The 26,091-nt window shown below is 68.9% G+C and carries 23 protein-coding genes, 1 tRNA gene and 1 pseudogene; 13 read left to right on the top strand and 12 right to left on the bottom strand.

The genetic code is table 11. The features are described from left to right. Positions 1–213: 213 nt before the first annotated feature. A complete protein-coding gene (locus ACIRSS_RS31765) occupies positions 214–1,872 on the bottom strand; it encodes a thiamine pyrophosphate-binding protein (RefSeq protein ID WP_400901939.1) in 1,659 nt (552 codons plus the stop codon). Between the two features lie 135 nt (positions 1,873–2,007). On the opposite strand from ACIRSS_RS31765, the gene ACIRSS_RS31770 reads away from it, so the two are divergent. Together ACIRSS_RS31770 and ACIRSS_RS31775 are read left to right on the top strand one after the other, a co-directional pair. Next, on the top strand, positions 2,008–3,288 hold the full coding sequence (locus tag ACIRSS_RS31770) for a hydroxyacid-oxoacid transhydrogenase (RefSeq protein WP_400901240.1): 1,281 nt from the start codon (positions 2,008–2,010) through the stop codon (positions 3,286–3,288). Beyond that, complete coding sequence (locus ACIRSS_RS31775) at positions 3,282–3,695, top strand: acyl-CoA thioesterase (protein WP_400901242.1); 414 nt, start codon at positions 3,282–3,284, stop codon at positions 3,693–3,695. The genes ACIRSS_RS31770 and ACIRSS_RS31775 overlap by 7 nt, the downstream gene beginning before the upstream one ends. Positions 3,696–3,928: 233 nt before the next feature. On the opposite strand, the gene ACIRSS_RS31780 is transcribed toward ACIRSS_RS31775, so the two are convergent. The 4 genes from ACIRSS_RS31780 to lanKC all read right to left on the bottom strand — a co-directional run bounded on the left by ACIRSS_RS31780 (position 3,929) and on the right by lanKC (position 10,252). Further along, positions 3,929–5,734, bottom strand: coding sequence for an ATP-binding cassette domain-containing protein (locus tag ACIRSS_RS31780; RefSeq protein WP_400901244.1), 1,806 nt, complete (start codon positions 5,732–5,734; stop codon positions 3,929–3,931). Then, positions 5,731–7,413: an ABC transporter ATP-binding protein gene (locus ACIRSS_RS31785; protein WP_400901246.1), complete on the bottom strand. Its 1,683-nt coding sequence runs from the start codon at positions 7,411–7,413 to the stop codon at positions 5,731–5,733. The genes ACIRSS_RS31780 and ACIRSS_RS31785 overlap by 4 nt, the downstream gene beginning before the upstream one ends. Positions 7,414–7,517: 104 nt before the next feature. Continuing rightward, positions 7,518–7,658, bottom strand: a complete 141-nt coding sequence (locus ACIRSS_RS31790; RefSeq protein WP_400901248.1) for a SapB/AmfS family lanthipeptide — start codon at positions 7,656–7,658, stop codon at positions 7,518–7,520. A 32-nt stretch (positions 7,659–7,690) separates the two neighbouring features. Beyond that, positions 7,691–10,252, bottom strand: a complete 2,562-nt coding sequence (gene lanKC / locus ACIRSS_RS31795) for a class III lanthionine synthetase LanKC (RefSeq protein WP_400901250.1) — start codon at positions 10,250–10,252, stop codon at positions 7,691–7,693. 451 nt (positions 10,253–10,703) lie between these two features. Between lanKC and ACIRSS_RS31800 the strand changes: the two genes are divergently transcribed. Further along, positions 10,704–11,069: a hypothetical protein gene (locus ACIRSS_RS31800; protein WP_400901252.1), complete on the top strand. Its 366-nt coding sequence runs from the start codon at positions 10,704–10,706 to the stop codon at positions 11,067–11,069. 22 nt (positions 11,070–11,091) lie between these two features. Further along, positions 11,092–11,463, top strand: a complete 372-nt coding sequence (locus ACIRSS_RS31805; RefSeq protein ID WP_400901941.1) for a hypothetical protein — start codon at positions 11,092–11,094, stop codon at positions 11,461–11,463. On the opposite strand, the gene ACIRSS_RS31810 is transcribed toward ACIRSS_RS31805, so the two are convergent. Continuing rightward, on the bottom strand, positions 11,453–13,321 hold the full coding sequence (locus ACIRSS_RS31810; RefSeq protein ID WP_400901254.1) for an ArnT family glycosyltransferase: 1,869 nt from the start codon (positions 13,319–13,321) through the stop codon (positions 11,453–11,455). The genes ACIRSS_RS31805 and ACIRSS_RS31810 overlap by 11 nt on opposite strands. 301 nt (positions 13,322–13,622) lie before the next feature. On the opposite strand from ACIRSS_RS31810, the gene ACIRSS_RS31815 reads away from it, so the two are divergent. Further along, positions 13,623–14,297, top strand: a complete 675-nt coding sequence (locus ACIRSS_RS31815; RefSeq protein ID WP_400901943.1) for a S1 family peptidase — start codon at positions 13,623–13,625, stop codon at positions 14,295–14,297. 43 nt (positions 14,298–14,340) lie between these two features. Here the strand turns inward: ACIRSS_RS31815 and ACIRSS_RS31820 are convergent, their stop codons facing one another. Beyond that, positions 14,341–15,633 (bottom strand): alginate lyase family protein, encoded by a 1,293-nt coding sequence (locus ACIRSS_RS31820; protein ID WP_400901256.1) that lies wholly within the window; start codon positions 15,631–15,633, stop codon positions 14,341–14,343. Positions 15,634–15,720: 87 nt separating this feature from the next. Next, complete coding sequence (locus tag ACIRSS_RS31825) at positions 15,721–16,221, bottom strand: SixA phosphatase family protein (RefSeq protein ID WP_400901258.1); 501 nt, start codon at positions 16,219–16,221, stop codon at positions 15,721–15,723. A gap of 290 nt (positions 16,222–16,511) precedes the next feature. Between ACIRSS_RS31825 and ACIRSS_RS31830 the strand changes: the two genes are divergently transcribed. The 3 genes from ACIRSS_RS31830 to ACIRSS_RS31840 all read left to right on the top strand — a co-directional run bounded on the left by ACIRSS_RS31830 (position 16,512) and on the right by ACIRSS_RS31840 (position 19,707). Continuing rightward, a complete protein-coding gene (locus ACIRSS_RS31830; protein WP_400901260.1) occupies positions 16,512–17,132 on the top strand; it encodes a DUF2625 family protein in 621 nt (206 codons plus the stop codon). A gap of 468 nt (positions 17,133–17,600) precedes the next feature. Further along, entirely contained in the window at positions 17,601–18,776 is a 1,176-nt protein-coding gene (locus ACIRSS_RS31835) for an AAA family ATPase (RefSeq protein WP_400901262.1), read from the top strand. A gap of 58 nt (positions 18,777–18,834) precedes the next feature. Beyond that, positions 18,835–19,707, top strand: coding sequence for a hypothetical protein (locus ACIRSS_RS31840; RefSeq protein WP_400901264.1), 873 nt, complete (start codon positions 18,835–18,837; stop codon positions 19,705–19,707). A gap of 14 nt (positions 19,708–19,721) precedes the next feature. On the opposite strand, the gene ACIRSS_RS31845 is transcribed toward ACIRSS_RS31840, so the two are convergent. Beyond that, a complete protein-coding gene (locus ACIRSS_RS31845; protein ID WP_400901266.1) occupies positions 19,722–20,339 on the bottom strand; it encodes a UTRA domain-containing protein in 618 nt (205 codons plus the stop codon). Between the two features lie 21 nt (positions 20,340–20,360). Here ACIRSS_RS31845 and ACIRSS_RS31850 point away from each other — a divergent pair. The 3 genes and pseudogenes from ACIRSS_RS31850 to xerC form a co-directional block, all read left to right on the top strand. Continuing rightward, positions 20,361–20,567, top strand: a pseudogene (locus tag ACIRSS_RS31850) (replication initiator protein); the annotation flags it as partial. 16 nt (positions 20,568–20,583) lie between these two features. Beyond that, complete coding sequence (locus ACIRSS_RS31855; protein WP_400901268.1) at positions 20,584–20,781, top strand: helix-turn-helix transcriptional regulator; 198 nt, start codon at positions 20,584–20,586, stop codon at positions 20,779–20,781. Further along, the gene (gene xerC, locus ACIRSS_RS31860) at positions 20,781–21,980 is read left to right on the top strand and encodes a tyrosine recombinase XerC (protein ID WP_400901270.1); all 1,200 of its coding nucleotides are present in this window, start codon (positions 20,781–20,783) and stop codon (positions 21,978–21,980) included. Before ACIRSS_RS31855 ends, xerC begins: the two co-directional genes overlap by 1 nt. A 39-nt stretch (positions 21,981–22,019) precedes the next feature. Here xerC and ACIRSS_RS31865 read toward each other — a convergent pair. Together ACIRSS_RS31865 and ACIRSS_RS31870 are read right to left on the bottom strand one after the other, a co-directional pair. After that, a tRNA-Lys gene (locus tag ACIRSS_RS31865) sits at positions 22,020–22,092 on the bottom strand. Between the two features lie 253 nt (positions 22,093–22,345). Further along, on the bottom strand, positions 22,346–23,188 hold the full coding sequence (locus ACIRSS_RS31870) for a hypothetical protein (protein WP_400901272.1): 843 nt from the start codon (positions 23,186–23,188) through the stop codon (positions 22,346–22,348). A gap of 213 nt (positions 23,189–23,401) precedes the next feature. On the opposite strand from ACIRSS_RS31870, the gene ACIRSS_RS31875 reads away from it, so the two are divergent. Continuing rightward, the gene (locus ACIRSS_RS31875) at positions 23,402–23,944 is read left to right on the top strand and encodes a DinB family protein (RefSeq protein ID WP_400901274.1); all 543 of its coding nucleotides are present in this window, start codon (positions 23,402–23,404) and stop codon (positions 23,942–23,944) included. 4 nt (positions 23,945–23,948) lie between these two features. Here ACIRSS_RS31875 and ACIRSS_RS31880 read toward each other — a convergent pair whose 3' ends face one another. After that, complete coding sequence (locus ACIRSS_RS31880; protein ID WP_400901276.1) at positions 23,949–24,590, bottom strand: TMEM175 family protein; 642 nt, start codon at positions 24,588–24,590, stop codon at positions 23,949–23,951. 68 nt (positions 24,591–24,658) lie between these two features. On the opposite strand from ACIRSS_RS31880, the gene pcaB reads away from it, so the two are divergent. After that, entirely contained in the window at positions 24,659–26,065 is a 1,407-nt protein-coding gene (gene pcaB / locus ACIRSS_RS31885) for a 3-carboxy-cis,cis-muconate cycloisomerase (protein ID WP_400901278.1), read from the top strand. Positions 26,066–26,091 lie beyond the last annotated feature (26 nt).

A 26,091-nucleotide genomic window follows, 5' to 3' on the forward strand; every position in this document is an offset into this window, starting at 1 on the left:
TCGAAACTCCCCTCGTTCCCTACCCGCTTACCTGCGGGTGATGACCGCGATGGTGCCATCCGGCACCGACAGAAACCGGTTGTCTCCCGCCGGGACCCGGCCGGGAACGTTCAGCGGCGAACCACCACCGGAACACCGTCAGATTACCCGAGCCATGGCTGTGCTACCACACAACTTTCCCGGCGTTTCCCGAAGTGAAACCGAGCAAAACCCTTACTGGGCGGGAGGTTGCGGACGCCCCTGCCCGAGCAGGGCCGAAAGCCGCACGTCCGGGGTCACGACGTCCGGGTCCGTGCGCACGTCGATGACGCACGGCCGTTGCCGCACCAGCGCGCTGGCGATGATCGGCTCGAGCTCCTCCCGGTCGTCCACCGTGTACCCCGCCGCGCCGAGTCCACGCGCCCAGGACGCGAAGTCGGTCAGCGGGATGGACACCCCGGACAGCCGCCCGTGCGTGCGGGCCTGGTGCATGGCGAGCGCGCCGTGCACGCCGTTCTGGAAGACGACGACCATCACCGGCGCCCGGTACCGGACGGCCGTTTCGATTTCCTGCCCCGTCATCAACGTACCCGCATCACCGACCATGGCGACGACGGTCCGCCGCGGCTCGGCCAGCTTCGCCGCCACGGCGGCCGGCACGGCGTAGCCCATCGCGGCGTTGCTCGGCCCGAGCTGGCTGCGCGGCGCGGTGAAGCACCAATACCGGTGCATGAACTGCGCGAAGTTGCCCGCGTCGCTGGTCACGATGGTGTCCTCGGGCGCCAGCTTCCGCAGCGCGCGGACGACGTCGACGGGGTGCACCCGCGTGTTGCCGCTGGTGTCCGGCGGCGTCATGAAGGTGTGGACCGCGGCGTTCGCCGCCGAGGCCCGCCGCGTCCGCGGCGACGCGACTTCCCGCAGTTCCCGCAGGAACGGCTCGACTTCCGAGTCGACCCGGAAGGTGAGGCCGCGCCGCTTCGGGCTGACGTCGATCCCGGTGCCGACCATGACCAGCGTCTGCTGGGCGGTCGGGTAGCGGTAGGCCTGCGTGGTCACCTCGTCGAGCTGCGTGCCGAGTGCGAGCACCAGGTCCGCACGTTCCAAGGCGTCCAGCTGCCGCGCGGGGATGCCGAGCCCGAGGTGACCGGCGTAGCGGGCGTGGTTCTCCGGGAAGGCGTCCTGCCGCCGGAAGGCGTTGTAGACGGGCAGCGCGAGCTCGTCGGCGACCGCGATCAGCTCATCGCGCGCGGACCGCGCCCGCCCACCGACGATGACCACGGGGTACTTCGCCTCGTCCACCAACTGCGCGACGGCGTCCGCCGAACGGCCCAGCGTCCCCGACGCCGGCGGCCGCACCCGCGCCATCGGCTTCGCCGCGTCGTAGGGCATGCCCCAGACGTCGCAGGGCACGCCGAGCACGACCGGCCCCGGCCGTCCTTCCTGCGACGTCGTCAGCGCGTGCGCGAGCAGCCCTGGGAGGCCGTCCGGGTCGGTCACCCGCAAAGTCGACTTGGCGATCGACTCGAACATGGCCGTCAGGTCCGACGTCGGCAGCTCCCCCGACCACGACGGCACCGGTTCGGTCGCCGGCGTCTCCAGCAGCACGACCATCGGCGTCTCGTCCTGGTACGCCGTTTGGACGCCGATAGCCAGGCTCGCCGCACTCGGCCCCCGGCTGGCGAGCAGCACGGCGGGCCGTTCGGTGAGCTTGCCTTCGGCTTCCGCCATGAAGGCTGCGCCCGCGTCGTGGCGCGCCGAGACCACGGTGATCTCCCGCTCGCGCTGCAGCGCGTCGAGCAGCTCGAGGAAAGACTCACCGACCACCGCGTACACACGGCGGACACGCGCCTCGGTCAGGATCCGCACGGCCGTCTGGGCGACGGTCGCTCCCAGTTGGTATCTAATGAGGAGAGCTTAGGCGGGCACCGTTCAGTGCAGTCAAGTGATCTTCGCCGAAACCCGGTAAGGATGGACTGAATGTCCGCTTTGACCGACTGCTAGCCGATCAAGGGAGCGAGGACCGCAGTCTTGGCCGCGACCGAACATGAAACCGTTTTTACTTATGGCGCACCGGCGTTGAAGTACGGCACCGGCGCCAGCGACGAGATCGGCTACGACCTGACCCAGTACGGCGCGCACCGCGTGCTCGTCGTGACGGATCCGCAAGTCGCCGCGACCGGCTGGCCGCGCCGCATTGCCGACGGCATCGCGGGTTACGGCATCGAGACCGAGATCTTCGACGGCGTACACGTCGAGCCCACCGATGTCAGCATGCAGAAGGCGGTTGACTTCGCGCGCGGAACCGGCCCGTACGACGCCTTCGTCGCCGTCGGCGGCGGATCGGCCATCGACACCGCGAAGGCAGCGAACCTGCTGACCAGCAACGACGGCGAGCTGATGGACTACGTCAACGCGCCTGTCGGCGGCGGCCGCGCACCGGATCGCCCGCTGAAGCCGCTGGTCGCGGTACCCACCACCACCGGCACCGGTTCGGAGAGCACCACGGTCTGCGTCCTGGACGTGCTTTCCCTGCGCGTCAAGAGCGGGATCAGCCACCTGCGGCTGCGCCCCACCCTCGCCGTCGTCGACCCGCGGCTCACCGTCAGCCAGCCAGCTGGAGTGACCGCCGCCAGCGGCATGGACATCCTCTGCCACGCCGCGGAGAGCTACACCGCGAAGCCGTACACCGAGTTCGAGCGCAAGCGCCCGGAGCAGCGCGTGCCCTACTGCGGCTCGAACCCGCTGGCCGACATGTTCGCCGAGCAGTCGCTGCGGCTGCTGTCGTGGGCCCTCCCCGCCGCCGTGCGCGACGGCGAAGACCTCAAGGCCCGCGAAGCCATGGCCTTGGCCGCGACGTTCGCCGGGCTCGGCTTCGGCAACGCCGGCGTGCACATCCCGCACGCCAACGCGTACCCGATCGCCGGCCAAGTCCGCGATTTCCACCCAAACGGTTATCCGGGCGAAGAACCCATGGTGCCGCACGGCATGGCCGTGTCACTGACCGCGCCCGCCGCGTTCCGCTTCACCTTCACCGCGGCGCCGGACCGCCACCTGCGCGTCGCCCGCCTGCTGGCGCCCGACTTCGAGTGGCCCGGCGACTTCGCCGACCACCTGCCCGCGGTGCTGATCGACCTGATGCGGCAGATCGGCATCCCGGACGGCATCGGCGCCGTCGGCTACGCGGAGTCCGATGTGGACTCGCTGGTCGAGGGAACGCTGAAGCAGCAGCGGTTGCTGGCGACCGCACCCCGCGAGGCGTCCGCGGACGACCTGTCCGGCATCCTGCGCGAGTCGGTGTCGCTGTGGTGAACGGGTACCCGCACTGGCAGACGGTTCCGTTGCGCTGGAAGGACAACGACGTCTACGGGCACGTCAACAACGTGGTGCACTACTCGCTGATGGACACCGTGATCAACACGTGGCTCATCGAACAGGGCGGCCTCGACATCGAAGCCGGGGAGGTGATCGGGCTGTGCGTCGAGTCGCACTGCGGGTATCACTCATCGGTTTCCTTTCCTGGTGCGCTGCGGGTGGGACTGCGGGTAGCGAATCTCGGGAAGTCCAGCGTGCGCTACGAGATCGGCATGTACGCCGCCGACGAGTCCCTGGTCGCGGAAGGGCACTTCGTGCACGTCTTCGTGGACCGCGAGTCCCGCCGGCCGACACCGGTCTCCGGCAAACTGCGTGAGGCGCTGGAAGCACTACAGCCCGGATGACGTCCACCGTCGGCGATTCACCTCCTCTCTGACGGTGCCGGTTCCGGGGCGGAACTCCCGGTGCCTCCGATGATGCACGACCGCACCGGCAACTCCGGCCGATCGGCCCGAGTTGTCCACAGGGGGCGTGCGGATCGGCGAGTTGTCCACAGATTCGCGGACGGGGCTTCCCCTCGCCGCGGGCGGCGATAATCTGGAACAGCGGTCGAGCACGGTCCACAGTGGACCAGCGATCAGCTCGCCCGCGTGGTCCGGGAAATCCGGTGCCGGCGCACCACGTCGGCGCCGACCGGCACCGCCTCGCCCGCGGGCAACGGTACTTCGGTGGCTGCTTCCCCAGTCACCGGCGCCCACGCCTGCATCAGCTCGGCGTACCGGGCCGACCGGGCGAGCAGCTCGGTATGGCTGCCGAGCACGGTCTCGCGGCCGTCCATGACCAGTACCCGGTGGGCGCGCAGGGCGGAGGACAACCGGTGCGCGATCACCACGAGAACACCGTCCCGTGCGGCGAAGGCCCGCTCCGCACGGGCTTCCGAGGGCGGGTCGAGATGGGAGGTGGCTTCATCGAGGATCACCACGCGCGCCGAAGTCGCGTACACCCGCGCGAGGGCCAGCTGCTGCGCTTCACCGGCGGAGACACCTTCGCCACCGTGGCCGATCGTGCCGTCCAGCCCGCCGAGCCGGCGGAGCAGGTCGTCGGCGCCGATGGCCGTCACCGCGGCCAGTAGCACGGCGTCGGACGCGCCGGGGGCGAACAGGGCGAGGTTGTCCCGCACGGTGCCGGCGAAGACGTAGGCCTCCTGCGGGATCAGTGCCACCAGCTCGTGCCGGAGCGCCGGGGGCACATCCCGCACCGGCACCCCGCCGAGCAGCACGCGGCCGTCCTGGGGGGTGAGCATGCCGGTCACCAGCCCGGCGAGTGTCGACTTGCCGATCCCGCTCGGGCCGACCACTGCCAGGTGGTCACCCGGCCGGAGGTCGAGGTCCAGGTCGCGCAGGACGGGCTCGGCCGCGGCGCCCCAGCCGAAGGTCAGCCCGCGGAGCCGGACGTCCGCGCCGTCCGGCCGGGCGATGCCGTCCTGGGCCGCCGGGACCCGGGCGGTCTCGGACAGGCGGCGCAGCGCCACGAGGAGGCGGAGGACGACCGTGCTGGCGGTGGCGGCCAGGCCGCGCAGCGCCGGTTGCATGGTGGTGGCGAGGTAGACCAGCGCGCCCAGTGCCGCGCCGGGGGTGAGCTCGCCGCGCGCGACCATGCCGGGTGCCAGCACCAGGGCCAGCAGCAGCGGCACGAACGCGCCGATGGCGATCACCAGCGACCGGAGCGCGCCCGAGCGGGCTACCTGGACCGCGGCGCGTGCCTGGGCGTCGACGGCCTCGTACACGGCCAGCGTCGCGATCGGCTCGCCACCGCAGGCGACGACGTCACGCAGGCCGGACAGCGACGCGCCCGCGGTCGCCGCCATGTGCTCATCGGCGATGGCCGCCGTGCGCTGGCGGCGGGCCAGTGAGGGCAGGAGGCACGCGAACGCGGTCACCGCGACGACGACCGGGATCGCGACCGGCACGACCAGTCCGCCGGCCACGGTCACCAGGCCGGCGAGCGCGCCGATCGTCGTCACGAGCATGCCGCGGGCCTGGACGAGCAGGCCGCCGGTGGCGTCGCGGACGACCTCGACGTGCTGGGTGATGCGGGCCACGCCGCTGGCGTCCGGCTGATTGCGGGGCGGCGACTCGTCGTGGAGCACCCCGCGGACCACGGCGGTCACCAGCTCGTCGCGCAGCGGCTCGACGACCTGGCCGAGCTGGTGCCACACCAGGCGCGAGCCCAGCGCGCCGAGCAGGGCGGCGAGGCCGAACAGGCCGAGCCACACCAGCCCGGTCGCGGGGCTCCCGGCCGCGAACCCGCGGTCGACAGCCAGCTCGACCAGGCGTCCCGAGAAGAACGCGGGCACGCCTTCGAGCGCCGAGCACAGCAGCAGGACGAGGCCGCCGCGCCACTGGCCGGCGAGCTTCGCCCAGTACAGCCGTCGCAAGCTCACGGGCTGCCTGCCGTGACGCTGTCCTCGGTGAAGACCGCGCGGTAGGCGGGCTCGCGCCACAGTGCCGCGTGGGGCGCCGTCGCGCGGATCCGGCCGTCCTCGAGCCAGACCACGAGGTCGGCGCGGGCGGCCGTGCTCGCGCGGTGGGTGACGACGATCCGGGTGCGGCCGGGCAACGCCGTCGCCATCGCCTGCTCGACCGCCGCCTCGGTGATCGTGTCGAGGCTGGCGGTCGCGTCGTCGAAGATGAGCACGCGTGGGTTGTGCACGATCGCGCGGGCGAGTCCGAGGCGTTGCGCTTCGCCGCCGGACAGCGGAGTCTCGGCCAGCAGCGTGTGGTAGCCGTGGGGAAGGCGGACGACGACGTCGTCGACCTGCGCGGTCCGGCAGGCGGCGCGCACCGCGGAGTCGCCCGCCCAAGAGCCGTAGCCGACGGCTTCCGCGACCGTCGTGCCCAGCAGCGCCGGGCGTTCGAACGCGTACCCGACGACCGCGCGCAGCTCCTCCGGGCGCAGCCGGTCGAGCGGCCGGCCGTCGAGCAGGACGCTGCCCTCGTCCGGCGTCACCAGCCCGCCGAGGACGCCGGCCAGCGCGGACTTCCCCGACCCGGACCGGCCGACGACGGCGGCGAACGTCCCGCCCACCACCGTCAGGTCGATGTTCTCCAGCGCGCCGGCCACGCGGGCGTGCCGGACGACGAGGGTGCCGTCGCCCGGCAGCAGCCCGAGCCTGCCCGGCTCGGGCACGGGCAGGTCGAGGACCTCGGTCAGGCGCTCGGCGCACGACCGCGCCTTCGAGACCGCGGTGAGCAGCGGGATCTGGGAGACGAGCCGCATGCCGAGGGCGACGTAGCCGAGGGCGGCGAGGACGTCGCCGATGCTGAGCCGGCCCGCCTGCACGCCGAACCCGGCGGCCATCAGCACGGCGAGCTCGACGGCCGGGAAGAGCAGCGCGGCGCGCCAGACCATCCGGGCCTGAGTGCGCCACATGCCGCGGCCCGCCCGGTTGAGCCGGGGCAACGGCCGCAGGACTCGGATGGCTTCGCGGTCCGCGATGCCCGACGCCGCGATGGTGCGGAGGCCGGTGACCGCGTCGACCATGCGGGCCGCCAGCTCGCCCGAGACGCGCTGGTAGGTGAGGACGTCGTCGGCGGTGCGGCGGAGGTGGGCCCGGGCGATGAGCAGTGCGAACGGGACGCTGACGAGGAAGACGACGGCGAGCCGCCAGTCGAGGAGCGCGAGCAGGGCGATCGAACCGGTGGAGATCAGGACGATCGCGACGAGCTGGACCGCCAGCGTGCCGATGGCGCCGGCGCCGGTGCAGTCGCCGCTGAGCCGGCTGATCGCGTCGCCTTCGGCGAGGGGTGACCGCGCGCCCAGCGCGAAGAGCCGGCCGGCGAGCTCACGCCGCAGCCAGGCCGTGGCGGAGCTGATCAGCCGGACGGTGAGCAGGCTGCCCGCGATGTCGGCCGCGATCTCGGCCGCGCCGACGGCGAGCAGCCAGAGGACGGCGGCCAGGGCCGGGCGGCCGGAGACCGCCGCGTCGACGGCGGCGGCGAGCGCGCCGGGCAGCAACAGGGCCGCCCCCGTGGCGACGAGCGCGGTGACGCCCAGCGCACAGAGACGGCCTCGGTCCAGCCGGAGCGTCGCGACGAGCAGCCGGTCCGCGGACGCCGTCATCTCACTCCTTCGAACGAGTTCCCGCAGCGACGTGCGGGAGCGCAGAATGAAGGTGCGGGAGCGGCGCACTTGGCCTGTGCCGCTCCCGCACCTTCCTCACCCGATTACGGGCAGGCGACCACGCTGAGGGTGCTGTTGTGGCAGTTGGCCAGCAGGCTCAGGTTCGACTGGCCGCCGCCACCGCCGCCGCCACCCTCGTGACCGTCGAGGGCGTCGAGCGACTGCAACTCCAGAACGAATTCCATGATCTTCCCTTCTTCGTTTCTTCACGCCCCGGTCAGCGACCGGAGATCTGGGGGGACTGCGTTCCGTCGAGGAAGGGCAGCAACGCCCTGCCGTCCAGTACCGCGGCGAGGCCGAGCAGGATGCCCGCGCCGCCGGTGGTGACGTCCATCGACAACCGCAGGAGCAGGTTGCCGGGGAACGCGAGGCCGTCCTTGTAGGGCACGGCGTGCCAGGCCAGCCGGGCCAGGTGCATGTCGACCGCGGCGCGGACGACTTCGTCCGGTTCCGGGTCCATGGCCAGCGCGGCCAGCAGGCCGGTCCGGCCGAAGAGCAGGCCCGGGAAGACGACGAACTCGCCTCGGCAGGCTTCGCGCAGGCCCGGACGGCTCTTCAGCGACTCGGCCTCCGGACGGTGCCGTGCGAGCTGCTCGGCGACCATCAGGATCCCGGCGCTGCCGACGCCGACGTAGGGCAGCGTCCGGCTCTCGCCGTCGCGGACCTGCAGCGATCCGTCGTCCGTGGTGACGCATTCTTCGAGGTCGCGCTGCAGCGCCTGGTCGGCCAGGGAGAGCCACAGCTCCTCATGGGTCTGCTCGTACAGGCGGACGAACAGCAGCGCGGGCCCGGACCAGCCGTTGAGCAGCCCGGCGCGGCCGGCCTTCCCGGGCGGCGTGGCGGTGTCCAGCGCTTCCGCCAGGCGGACCGCGGTGGCGAGCGCCTGCCGGCCGTACTCGTTGTCGTGCCGTCGCGCCGCGAAGTGCAGCTGCGTCAGCGCGATGCCGGAAAGGCCGCCTTCGAGCGCGTGGTCGGTGGTTTGCGCGACCAGTTGCGCCGACGAGGCCAGCAGGCGGGTCGCAGCGTCGTGGTGGCCGAAGTTCTCCAGCACGTACGCGATGCCGTGCGTGCCGTCGAAGAAGCCGGGCCGCGGCGGCGGCTCGCGGCGGACCGAGTCGAGCAGCCACCGCTCGTACTCGGGGAACCGCCCCGCGCCGGACACGTCCAGCGCGTGCAGGACGCCCGCCGCGCCGTTGCCGAAGCACGCGCCGCCCAGCCGGAACTGCTCGATGTCGCCGGGGAACAGCCGGTCGGTCCGCTGCGGGGTCGCCGACGCCAGGATCGCGGCGGTGACCTGCTTGCGGACGAGGGCCCAGTCCGGCCGCGAGGTGTCCAGCTCGGTGGTGGTGATCGCCGGACCCGCCGGCTCCGGGCGCGGAGCGAGTCCGGCGACGATCGCGTCGGCGTACCCCTCGGGGACGTCGAACGTGCGCTGCACGAAGTCGGCGTAGCCGCGCAGCTTCGCCGGCGACAGCTCGAGCAGTGTCGTGAGCGGCAGGAAGAACCACAGCCGGAACGCGGCGAGGGCGTACTCGTCGACCTCGGTGCCCGACCGGTCGGCCGGCGCCCGGAAGCCCGGTGCCCCGAGCGCGGGCCGGTCGCCGCCGTCGGCGTCCGCCGCCAGCTCGAAGTCGATCAGCGAGAGCTCGTCGGTCTCCGGGTCGATCAGGACGTTCTGCGGGTGCAGGTCACCGAAGACGAGCCCGCGGTCGTGCACCGCGGCGAGGATCCGCTCGAGCTTGCCGAGCAGGCCGAGGGCGCGTTCGGTGTAGGCGGTCAGGTCGCCGTCGGTGCGGTTGCGCCGGGTCAGCGGGTAGTTCAGCGCGAGCCAGCCGCCCAGCGGCGTGCCCGGCATGTGCTCCATGGCCAGGTAGTGGTGCTCCCAGACGGTGAACCGCTCGAACGCGCGCGGCACGCCGGGGATGCCGTCCAGCCGCTCCAGGACCTCGTGCTCGCGGCGCAGGCGCTCGACGGCGTCGGTGCGCGTCCGGTCGAGGCCGGCGTGCGGCCTGGCCTCCTTGAGGACGACCTCCTTGCCGTCACTCTTGCGGGTGGCCAGGTAGACGCCGCCGCCGTTGGAGAAGTGCAGGGAGCTCGTCACCCGGTAGGGGAACTGCGCCGGGTCGCCGGCCTTTCGCGCGGCGATGCTGGCGCTCAGGCAGGCCGGGACCTTCACCCAGTCGGGCACCGAGAACCGGGGCTCCCGATTATCGGGTACGAGCGTTCCGTCCGGTTTGCTGATCGCCAGGACGCGCGTGCCGCCGTGCTCCACCCACCGCTCCGCGAAGCCGCCGTAACGGACATACAATGGACCGCTTCCGTAGCGCAGGTCGCTCAGGATATAGGCGCCGTGTTCGCCGTCGAGCCGGTCCGCCAGATCTTCCAGAACACGCTCCAGCTCGTCCTCGTCAGCCGGGTAAATGGTGATCAGCTTGGCGCTGCCGTCACGGGGAGCGTATTTCGAATTCCGGGCGAGCAGGATCATCGGCGAGCGGAGGTGCTTGTAGGAGATCAAGTGCTCGATGCAGTACTCGTGCACCTGCACGAGCACGCGCCGCGCGTTGTCCAGGCCAGCGGAGATGTGGATTTTCCACCCCTGCCCGGGAAGTTGCCGGCCTTCGGGACGCAGTGCCCGCCAGACTCCACGGTCGGCGGTGACCCAGCCCTCGGCCGGCGCCGGCAGCGCTTGGGCGAAATCATCGACCGGCGCACCGATTTCCTGTTGTTCGTCGTAGAACAACGGGTCGGCGAAGCAAAATGCTTCGTAGCGCAGGTCCATCGGAAGATACCCCTTCGTGTGTTCTCCCAGGGCGCCGCGGCTCCGGGACGAGGAATATTCCCCCATGCCGGACGGCCTCGTGCCTATCCGCCAACCCGGGGGTTCAACTGGGCTATCCGAGGTAGGCAAAAAGGTCACTTACCAGTCGACAGTCGAACCCAGCGTGATTCTTGGCCGGTCGCCAACCACCCTGTCGGGGTGTAACACGAAGCTTTTTACGACATTCCCCCAGGTCCACACAAGGATTACGCGGAATAAACCGGCGAATTGGCAGAATGCCATCAAGCCGATCCGGTGATCAAATTTCGAGGCACCGGCCCACCTCGTTGACGCGGAGGTGTCCATTGTGGAGTAGCCCGGGTGGCCCACGCCACGCCCCGGGCACCTCGGCGATCGGACCCACGGGTACCACGGAGTAAGTTGGCGGCCGGCGGACCGGAAGGAGGAACGGGTGATCTTCGGATTCGCCGTGACGGTCGCCGTGGCGGCCACGCTCGTCGCGCTCTGGAGCTTCGTCCAGTCGGCCCGCAACCGACTGCCGGACAACCCGCTCCTGATCGGGATCGCCGTCGTCGAGGCGCTGCTGGTCGTCCAGCTGGTGATCGGGATCGTGCTGCTCGCCGGCGGCGACCGGCCGGGCAGCCTGGCGACCTACCTGGCCTACCTGATCGGCTGCCTGGTCGTGCTGCCCGTCGGCGCCGCCTGGGCGCTGGCCGAGCGGAGCCGGTCGAGCACCGCCGTGCTCGGCATCGCCTGCCTGGCCATCCCGGTGATGGTGCTGCGACTGAACGAGGTGTGGAGTGGAGCAACAGCGTAGGACGGCCTCCGGCCCCGGACGGGTGCTCGTCGCCGTGTACGCGATCTTCGCGCTGGCCGCGACGTCGCGGGCCGGCGTCCAGATCAGCACGAAGTTCCACGAAGCACCGCTGGCCTACCTGCTCTCGGCGTTCGCCGCGGTCGTCTACATCGTCGCGACGATCGCGCTGGCCAAGCGCGGCGACGCCTGGTGGCGCGTCGCCCTCACCGCGTGCTCCATCGAGCTGCTCGGCGTGCTGACCATCGGCACGCTCAGCCTGGTCGACGCGGCCGCGTTCCGGCACCCGACCGTCTGGTCGGTCTACGGCGAGGGCTACCTGTTCATCCCCCTGGTGCTGCCGGTCATCGGCCTGTACTGGCTGCGCCGCACCGCCCCCGCCAAAGTCACTGCCTGACCCCGCAGTCGAACAGCACCCCCGCGCCCGCGGCGTCCGGACCGATCAGCGCCGGCGGCACCGGACGGCAGTGCTTCGCCTCCCACCCGACCCGCCGGGTGAGCTCGCCGGCATCGGTCGCGGCGGCCACCGCCGTCCGCTGCTTCGAGGCGCCGCGGCCGATGTCGACGAAGACCTGCGGCAAGAGCACGAACCGCAGCCGTCCGGCCGACACCCACCGCGGCAGGTCGGCCGCCGGCGGCGCCGGATCGAAGCCGAGGTAACCGCCCAGCGGCGCCACCCGGGCGTCGGTGTTCAGCAGGAACGGATCCGCGCCGTACGTCCCGCCTTCGATGGCCAGGGTGATCTCCGCGGTGGACGCCTGCGCGTACGCCAGTACCTCCCGCTGCCCCGCGCTGAGCTGGTACGCGCTGTCGATGAACCGGACATACCCGGCCTCCGCGCCCTGGCCGGTGTTGATGCCGACGATCGTGTGCAACGCGGCCGTCGACGGCGGGCCGGCCTCCGGATCGGCGGTCTCCAGCACGCTGACCGGCCGCACCGCGGTGTCGACGACGAAGGCAGCGGGACCAGCGACGATGGCCACCAGCGCGACCACCGCCGTCACGCGGGGGGCCCGTAGAAGCGCCGCGACGACGGCGAGCAGTGCCAAGGCGAGGATGGTGTAGCGCAGCCACGGCAGCCAGTCCGGCGTCCGGCTGAGGAGGACGTACGCGAGCAGCGCGGTCCCCACCACGGCGGCCGGCAGGGCGAACCGCACCGGCGAGCGCCACGCCGTGACCAGCCCGGACGCGGCGAGCGCCGCGATCGCCGGAGCGAGTTCGGCGGTGTAGTACGCGTGGAAGATGCCGCCGGTGAACGAGAAGACCGCGGCGCCGACGACCAGCCAGCCACCCCACAACGCCCAGCCGGCCCGCACGTGCGGCGCGGCACCCCGGGCGCGGCACGCGGCGACGACCAGGGACACCAGCGCGAGCGGCAGCAGCCACGCGATCTGCCCGCCGACCTCGGCGTCGAACAGCCGCAGCGGACCGGGGCCGCCGCCGAGTGCCGCGCCGACCGTGGCGCCGTAGCCGCCGCCGATCCCGGTCGACCCGCCGACCAGCCGCGTCACGCCGTTGTAGCCGAAGGCGAGCTGCCACACCGAGCCGTCCGTCGTGCTGCCGACGAACGGCTTCGCGCCCGGCCACAGCGTCACGACGACGGGCCAGGCCAGCGACACGACGAGCGTCACCACGCCGGCCAGACCGATCCACGCGAGCCGTCGGCCGCGCGAGCCGGGCGCCGCGACGAAGTAGGCCAGCGCGAGACCGGGCAGCACGATCCACGCGGCGAGCATCTTCGTGAGGAAACCGAGCCCGACGAACACCCCGGCCCACACCAGCCACCGCGGGTTCTCGAGCGCGCGGGTGACGCAGTAGGCGGCGAGCAGCAGCAGGAGCACCAGGAGGGTGTCCGGCAGGTTGTCGCGGTTGATCGCCGCGGTGATCGGCGTCAGCGCGAACAGCGCCGCGGCGAGCAGCGCGGTCCGCGGACCGGCCCAGCGGCGCACCACCCGGTGCAGCACGAACACGGCGGCCACACCCTCGATGACCTGGATCAACGCGATCGCCCAGGGGTGGAAGCCGAACACGGCCACGCCGAGCGTCTGGGTCCAGAACGCGAGCGGGGGCTTGTCGACCGTGACGACGCCTGCGGGATCGAAGCCCGCGAAGAAGAACGCCGAGACGTCGTGGGACATCGAGTGCACCGCGGCGGCGTAGTACGGCTGGAGCGGCCTCGCCAGCGCCCAGCCCCACAACGCCGCCGCGACCCCCAGCACCATCCCCAGCGCGACCCGCTCGGCCTTCACGCCCATGTCTCCCCCTCCGGTTTCCCCCTCGGAAACGCTAGGGCGGCGCGCCGCCGGAGTCCTCAAGCTCCGGATTGAAGTGGGTGTCCACCCGTGGGTTGAGTGCGGAACAGTACGGGAACAGCACGTAGTCCATTCGGCGAAATAAATACGGACGCCACCGGACTTTCGTCGGTTCCGGACATTCCCCGAAAACTCGGACACTCTTCTCGTTCGGTCCCCACCGGCTTTCCCGTGCGGGTTCTCCGCACGAAAAGGAGTGAGCGTGAAATTCGGCAAGTTCGTGCTGCTGGCCGCGAGTACCGCGCTGGCCGTCGTCGGCCTCGGCGGCCCGGCGTCGGCCCAGACCACCCCGCAGGCCCAGCCGTCGATCATCGGTGGCAGCACCGCCTCGAGCGGTCCTTGGGCGGCCCGGTTGTTCGTCAACGGCCAGCAGAACTGCACCGCGACGATCATCGCGCCGCAGTACATCCTGACCGCGAAGCATTGCGTCAGCAGCTCCGGGACGTACACGTTCCGGATCGGCAGCCTCGACCAGACCAGCGGCGGGACGACGGCCACCGGCTCCACCATCACGCGGTACCCGGGCAGCGCCGACCTGGCGATCGTCCGGCTCACGACCTCGGTGAACGCCACCTACTCGCCACTCGGCAGCGTCGGTGACGTCTCGGTCGGCCAGAACGTCTCGGTGTACGGCTGGGGCGCGACCAGCCAGTGCGGCTCCGAGATCAACTGCCAGTCGCGATACCTGAAGGTCGCGACGGTGCGCGTGAACTCGATCAGCTGCAGCGACTACACCGGCGGCGTCGCGGTGTGCGCGAACCGCGTCAACGGCATCACCGCCGGCGGCGACTCGGGCGGCCCGATGTTCGCTTCCGGCCGTCAGGTCGGCGTCGCGTCGACGAGCGACCGGTCGAACAACACGGCGTACACGAACATCACGCGTTATCGCAGCTGGATTTCGCAGGTCGCGGGCGTCTGATTTTTGGATGAGGGCCCGGCCTGCTGGCCGGGCCCTCATTTGTTCAGGACGTCGAAATGTCGTCGAGCTGTTCCGCGGCGGGCCGGATCGGGTAGAGGTCGCCGCCGGGTTCGACGGGCACGCGCGGCAAGGCCGTCCGCGCCGCTTTGTCGCCGGCGTCGGCCGCCGCGTGCAGGACGTCGAGCGCGGCGTACGGCCGGAAGTCCAGTTCGGGGTACGGCCACTGCCCGGTCGTCGCGGCCGGGATCAGGAAGTCGACCGCCTTGAAGAGCGTCGCGCCGCTGGGTGCGGTGTAGTGCCACAGGTCTACGCCGACGTGCTTGCCGATCTGGGCGAGCCGTGTCAGCGCGACGAGGTTGAAGTTGGAGTAGTGCCAGCTGCGCGTCCGGCTCGCCTCCGCGGGCTGGTAGCCGTCGGTGTTGACCTGCGGCGCGATGCGGTTCGGCCCGGCGGCTTCGGTGATCGTCTTCGCCAGGTCCCGCTGCCCGGTGCCGAGCGCGAGCGCGGCGGCCAGCATGTCGTAGAAGCTGCCGTGGTTGTTCTGGGCCTTGGCCTCGTCGGTGCCGTTCTTGCTGGTGCGCAGCCAGGTCAGGAACTGCGTGTACCAGCCGGTCATGCCGGCCTGGTCGGTGTTCGTCCAGCCCGGGGCGCCGGTGGCGAGGATCGCGGTGGCGTCGACGACCTGGGAAAGCGTGTAGGAGAACTCGATGATGCCGATGCCGCGGCCGTCGACCTTGCACGGGATGCCCTGGGCGTAGTTCATGTTCGGGTTCATCTTCGTGGCGGCGTCGAGGAACCACGTACGCAGGTCGAGAGCCGCGCGCTGGGCGTAGCGCGCGTCGCCGGTGTAGTACCAGGCGAGGGCAAGGCGGTAGATCGCGGCGAAGGCGTCGCCGCGGTAGGCGTGGTCGGTGATCTCGTCGACGATGGGGTTGCGCTGGCCGTCCTTCTGCACGAACGGGCAGCCCCAGGGGTTTTCGGCGGTCGGCTGGGTCGTGGGCCACCAGTAGGGCGCGAGGCTGAGGTAGTCGTGCTTGTCGCCGCTGGGCGGGACTTGCTTCTTGGTGGTGACGCTCCAGGGCCCGGTGGTGAGGTCGGTCTTGGCCTGCTTGAGCAGGTTGCCGAGGGCGGTCTTGGAGGTCTTTTCCCCGACAAGGGCGGCGAACTTGGTGCGCAGCAGCTGGTTGCCGTCGAGGACGACGGTTTGCGGCGCGCAGATCGCCCCGATGACCGGGACGGTGCAGCCGTGCTTTGTCGTTGCCTCGGCGGGCGTCGTCGTCGAGGTTAAGAGGCCCGCTACGGCGAGCGCGGCCACGACGGTGTGGCGGAGAACCATGTCCGCTCCATTCACAAATATGAACATTCATCCTGTGAGTGAATGGAGAGTACGCATGTGAACATCACTGAGGCAATGCCTCAGGGGTCAGTCGCGCGGGCGGAAGAAGGCTTCGAGCTTTGCCGCGCCGAGGTTCGCCCAGGTGTCGGCGGTGCTGAGCACGGCCGCGGCGCAGGTGGGGAACTTGGTTTGGACCAACCGGGTGTCGTCCCCGTAGCCGGCGAGGTCCAGGGTCAGTTCGCTGACACCGGGCTCGTGCCCCACGAGGGCGAGCGTGGTGACTCCCGGCGGAATCCGACGGACGGCTTTGAGGAACTCTTCGGGGCTGCCGCCGTAGAGATCTTCGTCGTACTCGACCGGCGGCCTCTTCGGGAGCGCGTCGCTCACGCGCTCCCAGGTTTCTCGCGTGCGGCGGGCGGTGGAGCAGAGGACGTATTCGGGGAGGTAGCCGTTTTCGGTGAGCCAGCGGCCGAGCTTGGGTGCGTCGCGTATCCCGCGCGGGGCCAGTGGACGTTCGTGGTCGGGGAGGTCGTCGGACCAGTCCGATTTCGCGTGCCGGAGGACGATCAGCCGCCTGGTCGCGTCCATGTTCACCGCCTGTCACCCCGGTCGATCAGGCCGGGGAATGGTGGGCCGCCTGGGGCTCGAACCCAGAACCTACGGAGAATAAGCCCAGGTCAGCGGCTAGTTCTCGTCATCTGTCGATACCAGTCTTCACCTGCACGGACGTCCGCGCGAGACGATCATGGTCGGTCGCTGATTCTCGTCGTTCTGCGTCGTTTCCCGGGGGAAAACCGGGGAGATGATCATGGCTTCTCGGCGGTCGAGCCACCTACTCGCGCAGGACCATCCTACTGTCGTCTGACAGGCTCTTCGACGTGACGACATCGGCATGGGACGAAGTGTCCGCAGCAGTCGCGGCTGCACCGTACCCGGTGGTCGTGCTCGACTCGGAGAGCGAGCGTGCTGCCCACTGCCTGCGCGAGCTGCGCATCACGACTACCTCGTGGTTGGGTGCCGTCGTCGGCCACACGGGCGGGCTACTGGTGGACCACGGCTGGCTGCGGGTGCTCGGCAGCGGAGCAGAGGCATTGCCCGACATCTTGGATCGCGCCGAACCCGGCTCCGGCACGTTGCCAGTCGCCTATGACGTGCTGGGCGGCGTGTACGTCTGGGCTGTCAACCCTGCGGGCCGGCCGACCATCCACTACTTCGGGCCGGACCTCCTCGAATGGCAAGACCTGGAGCAGGGCTACGCCGACTGGCTGCACGCGGTGCTCGCCGGATCGCTCGACAGGTTCTACGAGAATCTACGCTGGCCAGGCTGGGAGAACGAGGTTGACGCAATCGCGGCCAACCAGGGCATTCACACCTTCCCGCCGCCGTGGAGCAAAGAGGGCCACGACCTCTCGACGGTGTCGCGAGCGGTCGTCGCGTTGCCTGAGTTGGTGTCGTTCCACCAGGACGCCGCCCGGCAACTGGCTGGCCAGGAGCCCTGACCTCACCGCCCACACCTCCCCCGCCATCCCGATACGAAGCCAGCACGCGGCCGGTGGCGTCGGGTCAAGGCACGCTTTCCAGCCTTGACGCGGCGTCACCGGCCGTTGTCACGATCAAGCTTCGGGATGGTGCTTACCACCGACTGGGCGTAACACGGTGGTGCCTGACGGCGACCCGAGTTGTACGACTCATCGGCGAGGGAGGCTCGACGTTGATTGAACGGCTCAGACACGCCGTCGGCGGGCGGCGCTGCGCAACTGCACCGAAGGCGGCCACGCCGCCCGGCCGGTCGGCAGAGCGGAGCGGAGCCGGCCGTGCCGGGCATTGGCGTGGTCGCCAACGGGAGCAGCTACGCCAGGCGACAGGCGCGCCGCCCGGCGGCGCGCCCTTGATCCCATAGAGCCAGATTCGGCAAGAGCCAAACCGTCGTGGTTGCTAGTTGTGCGCCTCTCAGACTTGGAGACAGCATGGTTCGCATTGAGTCGTTTTCGGTTGCTGGACTAGCTGGCAGAAAAACAGTCGTCAACGCGAAGTTGAACGAAGATATGAACGTCTTATGGGGCAGCAACGGATGTGGAAAAACTTCGCTCCTAAAGATCCTTCACAGCGCACTCACCAACGATGTGAAGATAATCAAGAATGTACCCTTCTCGCGCGCACGAGTTAAGGTTTTTGATGAAAATCTAGACACATTCGTCACTAAAACATTCGACCGTACCGTAAGTGCCAAAACCGAGACAGGAGGTAAGCTCAGTCCGGAACCCGACACTGACCAAGGCGAAGACCTTGCGAACTATATTCGTAAAGTCATCCGCGAAGACGAGCCGCAGTGGAAAAGTATTCCTGATTTGCCCAAAAGCTACAGCATGTCGCACGGCTACCTTTCCATTTCGCGAGTCTCGGAACGAGACACCAGATGGTATCGCGGCTCTCCGCAACAGCAGCGGGTTGACGCCCTAGACGAGGGCAGTTTTGATCAAATTTACGCCACTCATATTCAAAACCTCTGGCGGAGATACTCGACCGAAGCTCTATCTAAGACCACAATAATTCAGCGCCGGGCCCTGTCGCAGGTTGCACGAACAGTTATTGAGCGCAATGTCTCCGACGAGGATATCGCGGAAAAAATCGATGCGCGTAACGCCTTTCAAGCCGTGCAAGCGTTCTTCAAGGCCCAGAATTTGAAGCCTCCAAAGACGAATCTTTCCGGATTCATCAAGCACTTCGAACAGGATATCACTTTTAGAAAGATCGTCACAGACATAGTTAGCGTCCAGTACGAGGTGGAGAGTTCGAGCTTTCCGGTTAAGCAAATTGAGACACTTCTCAGCCAGCTTTTCTATGGCAACAAGACGGTAACTCTCGATCGACGCGACTTGACCGTTCGGTCTGGCGACAATGAAGTCCCACTTTATGCGTTGGCTAGTGGAGAGAAGCAGCTGCTTCGAATTTTTCTTGAGTGCCTTGCCGCTGGCGAGAGCTGCATGATCATTGATGAACCTGAAATTTCCTTGCATGTCGACTGGCAGCATGACCTACTCAACTACATCAGGCTCATAAATCCGAAGCTGCAGGTCATCGTAGCTACACATTCCCCAGAGATCATGGCAACACTTAACGAGGATCAAATCTTCGAACTCTGAGGGGATAAAAATGGGGCGACTAGCTTTCTCATCACAGGCATTTTTTCAACGCCTGAGAATGTCGAAGAGAAGTCGGGTATTTCTGGTAGTCGAGGGAAAGAATCACGATCAGTGGTACTACGAGGCTTTGTGCAACAAGTCGCCAGACTTGAAACAAGCCGGCGTCACCGCCTATACGGCTTCGTCAATCGGACGAGAATTGGGAGAGAACTTACAGGGCAAGAAGGGGGTTCTTCGAGTTCACGATCGACTCAAGGAACTTAAATCTCTGTCAATTGGCAATGGCACTCGCCGGAAGGTAATCATGTGCTGCGTCGACGCCGACCATGATCGAACCGCAGGGAAGATGAAAAGGTCCAAGCATCTAACTTATACTCAATTGCCCGACGTGGAGGCGCATATCCTGAATGACTGCAGCGAGAAAGAGCTACTCGCAAGGACGCTGTCGACGACAGATACCGGCGCGTCAGATGCAGCTAGAGATCTAGGGAACTGGCGAAAAGCTTACGCCGTTGAATGCAAGGATTGGTTTGTTGCCTGTCACATTTCGGCACACCTGGCTATTCAAGGTGGACCCAATCCCGATACTCCACCACCACTTAAGCAGGGGAAGCTGGACCGGCAGGCTCTATCGAAACTACTGCAATCAATCGAGAAGTCGTCTGGCGCTGCCGCATACACCGCCGCAAGAAAAGTGATAGAAGGCCGAATCGACGCGCTAATCACTTCCCGTCGATATACAAGAATACTCAAGGGAAAGTGGCTTGCTTCACACCTTGCAAGGAAGCTCCATGAATATGCCAAGAAGCACGGCCTCGACAGTTCCGGAAACGCAACTTCGATTCTTGCATGCGCAAAGGGTATGCTCGACTTCCAAAGTTCGTGGGCGACCTATTTTCGCGCACGCGTTCGAAGCGTACTGACCCCCTGACGAAGCTAGCGAACTTACATCACATATCGAAGCTCATACCGATCGGAAGGAAAGAGGATGTCAGCTGTCTCCACAGCGAGATCGTCTTCTGCACCAAACCGATCGGCTACACGGAACGTCTGAGTGATCTGTACGACCGGCCTGTTCGCCGGGATATCGAGAAGCTTAGCTTCCTCAGCAGTCGACGTGCGGATGTCGAGGCGCTCCTCGACCTGGTTGACCTCGTGTCCGATGGCCGAAAACCCGTCGACGATGCCTTTGTCAGCATGCGGCCCCTCGTGCGGCAGCTCGATGTCCGTCCCGCCCGTGATGGCCAGCGGCTCCCACGCCAGACTGCTCGTGACCGGCTGCGGCGGGTTCCCCATCCGGATGAAGTACCGGGTGCAGGTCACCGGGTCGCCCTCGTTGATACCCAGCCGCTCGGCAATGTTGGCCGGCGCCGTCGTCTTGGTCGTCTTGTGCTCGACCTGCATCTCGACGTTCGCAGCCTCGGCCTCTCGCACGTACGTGCGAGCCTCCTGGCCTCGGAAGTAGCGCAGCGGCGCGATCCGCGTCAGCTTGTCCAGGCGGCGGACGAACACGCCCTTGCCCCGGAGGCCGTTCGCGAAGCCCCACTCCCGCAGCAGGCGCATCGCGGCGCGCGCGGTGATCGGATCGAGAAGCGACAACCCGACCCCGCCCGGCTCGTGTGGCGGAAGGACGAGCCCGGCGACCCGCAGGTCCCGCCCCGGCCGCACCTGGTCATGCGCGCGATCGCGGAGCGGATCACGTGGAAGGCCGAGTACGACCGCGCGCTACTCGCCGCCGCCGGACCACCAGGGGACGGTCCGGAAACTTCGGCAACTCAGCTCGCGGCCTGATCTGGAAGGGGGAGGCATGAACAACTATGCGGGGTTCAGTCGGTTGTGGACGGTCGAGGACGTCTCGAACTACCTCGGTGTCCCGGTTTCGACGCTGTACCAGTGGCGGACCAAGGGCTACGGTCCGGCCGGCCGTCGGATCGGCAAGTACGTCCGTTACCGCCCGGAGGACGTCCGTTCGTGGGTCGACCAACTGTCGGATGAGGTGGCGTGATGCCTCGTCCTCAGCTGGAGATCGGGACGTACGGAGAAATCCGCTATTCGGCAACAGCGAAGGGCTGGCGGGCTCGCGCGCTGTTCCGCGACTTCGACGGCCATACCCGCGAGGTCGAGCGATCGGGGAAGACCAAAGCCCAAGCTGCGAACCGGCTTCGAGCTGCCTTCCTCAACTGGCAGGGCTCGACGGCCGGGGAGATCACGCGGGAGACCCGACTCAAAGACCTTGCCGCCGTGTGGATCGAACAGGTCCAGCAGGACGTCCGGGAGGGCATCAAGTCGCCGACGACCATCAACACGTACGAGTCCATCCTCAAGCGGCACGTGGTCCCGGGGATGGGTGAGCTGCGGGTACGTGAGGCGACCGTGATGCGGCTAGACCGGTTCCTCGGCGCGCTTCAACGAACCGTCGGGGCGTCGACGGCCAAGACCGCGAGGACGGCGCTCTCCGGGATGCTCGGACTCGCCGCTCGGTACGACGCGATCGACAGCAACCCGACGCGGGACACCCGCCGTATCCCGAAGAGCAAGAAGAAGCCCCGGGCCCTGGACGCTGAAGAGCGTACGAAGTGGCTGGCGAGGGTTGAGGCCAACGAGAAGGCGCGGCGCTGGGACCTGCCGGACCTCTCGCGCTTCATGATGGCGGCGGGCGTCCGGGTCGGCGAGGCGTTGGCGACGTTCTGGGAGGACGTCGACTTCGTCGAGGGCACGGTCGACATCACGCACACGGTCGTCCGGGTCAAGGGTGAGGGCCTGCTCCGCAAGCCTCGGCCGAAGACGGAGTCGAGCATGCGCGCACTCCCCTTGCCTTCCTGGGCGCTGGCTCTGCTGGAGCGGCGGTGGGCTGAGGCAAAGGCGGATGGCCGGCCTCTGGCTAGCCCGATCTTCGCCAGCACGACCGGCACGCTGCGGGACCCGAACAACGTCCTCCGGGTCCTTCGCGAAATCCGGGGATCGGACGATTTCCTGTGGCTCACGTCGCACAACTTCCGGAAGACCACGGCGACCGCCCTCGACGACGCGGGCGTACCAACGCGGCTGATCGCGGACCACCTCGGCCACTCTCGGGTGTCGATGACGCAGGACACCTACCTGGGCCGGAAGACGGTCGACCCGATCACGGCGCAGGCCCTCGAAGGGCTCTTGGATAAACCGTCGGACCCCAATTCCGGGGATAACCCGGGGAGCCGATCTTGACCAGTGGCGACCAGTAGGCCGCTGACCTGGGCTTTTGAGTGGGCCGCCTGGGGCTCGAACCCAGAACCTACGGATTAAAAGTCCGCAGCTCTACCAATTGAGCTAACGGCCCGCACCCCAAGTCTAGCCAGGACCCCCGCACCCACCCGCACACCGGGTCCGGCTGACGCCGTCGCCAAGGTCAAGACTGGTTCCGCGCCCGTCCGCGCCGCATGATGCCTGCATGTCCGGTTCGCGGCTAATCCTCACCGGCCCGCCGCACCAAAAGAACGTCGTGGACACCAGCGCAGACCGTCGACGAGACCGCGGACGCAGTACGGCGCCGAGCTCGCTCGGCGCCGTACTCGCTCTGATGTGGACAGACGTCAGCAGGTGACGTACAGCCCCGTGTAGGCCGTGCACTTCTTCGACGCCGAGTCGTTCGCCGCCGCCGGGTCGGCTGGGGTGCTGGCCGTCCGCTGGGCCGTTGCCGTGAACGCGCCCCACGCGAAGAAACCGCCCTCCGACGTGAACTTCGCCGTCGTCGATGCGCCCGAGGCCAGCGTGCCGATCGCGCAGCTCAGGCTCGCGCCCGAGCGGGTGCAGCCCGTCATTGACGTGATCGTGCGGCCCGAGCCGGCGTTGGCCGTCACGCGGACGCCCGTCGCGGTCGCCGGGCCGGTGTTCGACACCGTGATCACGTAGTCGACGCGCGCGACCAGGCCGGCTCGCGGGGTGGCGGTCAGCGCGACCTTGACGTCGGCCTTCGCGGGCGGCGTGATCGTGACGGCGGGGCCGTCTTCGACGCCGAACGCGTAGTTGTCGCCCGCGAACTGGTGCTGCAGCGTGAACTCGCCGGCGGCGTCCTCCTTCACGCGGAAGGTGAACGTCACGGTGCGGCTCTCGCCCGCGCCCAGGTCGCCGACGCCGCCGCGGTAGCTGCTGAGGTACTGATCGCAGCCGATCGTGCCGGCGCACGAGACCAGGTCGACCAGGTCGACGATCGGCTTTTCCTTGGCGTAGACCGCCGCCTTCGCGCCGGTGACGGTGAAGTCCGTCGGGTTGTACAGCTGTTCGGTGACCGTGAAGGTGTCGCCGGGGTGCAGCGCGGTGTCGCTGACGTCGATCGAGCTGGGTGCCGGCGCCGCGGACGCGACGGCCGGGGCCATGAAGAGGGCCGCTGCGGTCAACGCGGCCAGCACGGCGGTTCTTCGACCGGTTCGCTCCATGGTCGTGATCTCCTGATTCCGGACGAGGGGTGCCGCTCCGACCGGGGTGGGGACGGGTGATCGCAGCAGCTGACGAAGATCAGATCGCCCCACCCGGACTTTCGTTACCGGGTTCTCGAAACCGTGTCTGAACTGGGCTTTCACGCCGGTTGCCGGGTCACCGGGCGCGGCGGTGGCCCGAAAATTGTCGGACCCCCGTGGCACGCTCCGCACATGACCGAACACACCACACCAGTCGCCGCCCCGGCCCGCCTGACCGGCGACCGGGCCGACCCGACGCCGGTCGCGGACGAGCGCCAGGCCCTGACCGAAAGCCTCGACTACTACCGGCGCACCTTCGAGATGAAGTGCGAAGGCCTGGCCCCGGCCAGGCTGTCCGAACGCTCGGTACCACCGTCGACGTTGACGCTGCACGGCCTGCTGCGGCACCTCACCGGCGTCGAACGGTGGTGGTTCCGGATCCAGTTCGCGGGCGAGGACCTCCCGAACCTCTACTACTCCGACGACGACCCGGAGCAGGACTTCACGTCGCTCGACGGTGACGTCGGCGAGGCGTTTTCCTTGTGGCACGCCGAATGCGAGCGTTCCCGGGAGATCGTCGCGGCGAGCTCGATGGATCAGACGGGGACGCGGATCAGCACGGGGAAGCCATTCACGTTGCGCTGGCTCATGCTGCGGATGATCGGCGAGTACGCGCGCCACATCGGCCAGGCCGACCTGGTCCGCGAACGGATCGACGGCGCCACCGGCGAATGACGGCTCAGGCTCGCGCCGCCGGGCGGCGAAGCCGGAAAAGGAGGCTACCCAGGACAGGAATGACGATCCAGCACGCGTAGGCCCACTGCGTGAAGAAGGCGACCGGGATCGAGACCGCGAAGGCGACGAGCATCGTGCCGATGCCGCGGTAGAACTCGCCGAAGAGCTCCGGCGGGGTGCTTTCGCGGTGGAGGTGGTGCCGCCGGATCTGCTGGATCATCACGAGGAACAGCACCAGCGCGATGATCTGGACCAGTGCGTAGAACACGAAGCGGAACTCGAACCCGCCGTCCTCGGAGATCACCCTCGTGGCGAAGGGCATGAGCACCATCATCAGCAGCCAGCCGAAGGTGACCCTCAGCAGCCCGCCGCGCACGGTCGTGACGAAGTGGAACAGGCGGTGGTGGGCGCGCCAGTGCGCGGCGATGACGGCGAAGCTGATCAGGAAGGAGATGTATTCGGACCGATTATGCCCGAGTGAACGCAGCAGTTCGGCGCTGGTGGGGCCCTCCGGCACCGGCAGCTCGAGCGCGAGCAGCGTGATCGCGATGGCGACCACGGCGTCCGAGAAGAAGGTGAGGCGCTCGGCGGCGAAACCCCGGGGTTCGGAAGCTGCGATGTCCTGGTCGGACGTGGCGCTACTCATGGCGGGAGAGCCTGCCAGACGCGGCTGTGGGAAGGCAGCCTCGGCTGGGTGCGTGCGATGCTGACGCCATGAGCGTCGACCCCGATTCCGGACTCCTGTCCCCGGTCCGGGCCGGTACGCCGGCCGAAGCGTCGACCGGCGACGAGGCCTGGTTGCGCGCCATGCTCGACGCCGAGGCGGCGCTCGCCCGGGCGCAAGCGCGGCTCGGGACGGTGCCGGCCGAGGCCGCGGACGCGATCACGGAGGCCGCGGGCAGCGCGCGCATCGACGTCGTCGAGCTGGCTCGGGAGTCGCGGGCGACCGCGAACCCGGTGGTCGGGCTGGTGAAGGCGCTGACGTCGGCCGTCGGCGCGATCGCGCCCGAGGCCGCCGAGTACGTGCACCGCGGCTCGACCAGCCAGGACATCTTCGACACGGCGATGATGCTGGTCGCCGACCGGACGCTGCGGCCGCTCGTCGCCGACCTCGACGCGACGGCCGAGGCGCTGGCCGGGCTGGCGCGCGAGCACCGGGACACGGTGATGGCCGGCCGGACGCTGACGGCTCACGCGGTCCCGACGACGTTCGGGCTCAAGGCCGCGGGCTGGCGGCAGCTGGTGCTGGACGCGGCCGTCCGGCTCGGTCGCGTGCTGGACGGCGGGCTGCCGGTGTCACTGGGCGGCGCGGCCGGGACGCTGGCGGCGTACGTGGAGTACGCCCGCCTGGCAGACGCCGACTCCGGCGACGACACGTACGCCGAACGGCTCGTCGCCGCGTTCGCCGAGGAGACCGGGCTGGCCGCACCCGTCCTGCCGTGGCATTCGCTGCGCACGCCGGTTGCCGACCTCGCCGGGGCGCTCGCGTTCGCCGCGGGGGCGCTGGGGAAGCTGGCCCTCGACGTCACGACGCTCACCCGGACCGAGCTCGGCGAGGTCGTCGAGCCGGCCGCCGATGGGCGGGGTGGCTCCTCGGCGATGCCGCACAAGCGGAACCCCGTGCTCGCGACGCTGATCCGTTCGGCCGCGCTGCAGGTGCCCGTGCTGGCCGCGGGCGTCACGCAGTCGATGCTGACCGAGGACGAACGCTCGGCCGGGGTCTGGCACGCCGAGTGGCAGCTGGTCCGCGAATGCCTCCGGCTGACCGGGGGCGCCGCGCACACCGCCGTCGAGCTGGCGCGCGGGCTCACCGCTCAGCCTGAGCGGATGGGCGCGAACGTGGCGTCGACGCACGGGCTGATCGTCTCCGAGCGGCTCTCCGCCGTGCTCGCGCCGCTGCTCGGCAAAGCGAAGGCGAAGGAGCTGCTCGGCGAGGCGTCCCAACGCGCCGTCCGCGACGACCGGCCGCTGCGGGAGGTGCTCGACGACCTGCCCGCGATCACCGACGTCCTCACACCGGCCGCGCTGGACGCCCTGCTCGACCCGGCCACCTACACCGGCGCCGCCGGGACGCTCGTCGACCGGGCGCTGGGCGAGCCGCAGGAAACGGCGGGTTTCTGACCTGGGGCGAAGCGGGAGCGAAAATT

Origin of the sequence: Amycolatopsis sp. NPDC101161 (assembly GCF_044768185.1) — a bacterium.
GTDB lineage: Bacteria > Actinomycetota > Actinomycetes > Mycobacteriales > Pseudonocardiaceae > Amycolatopsis.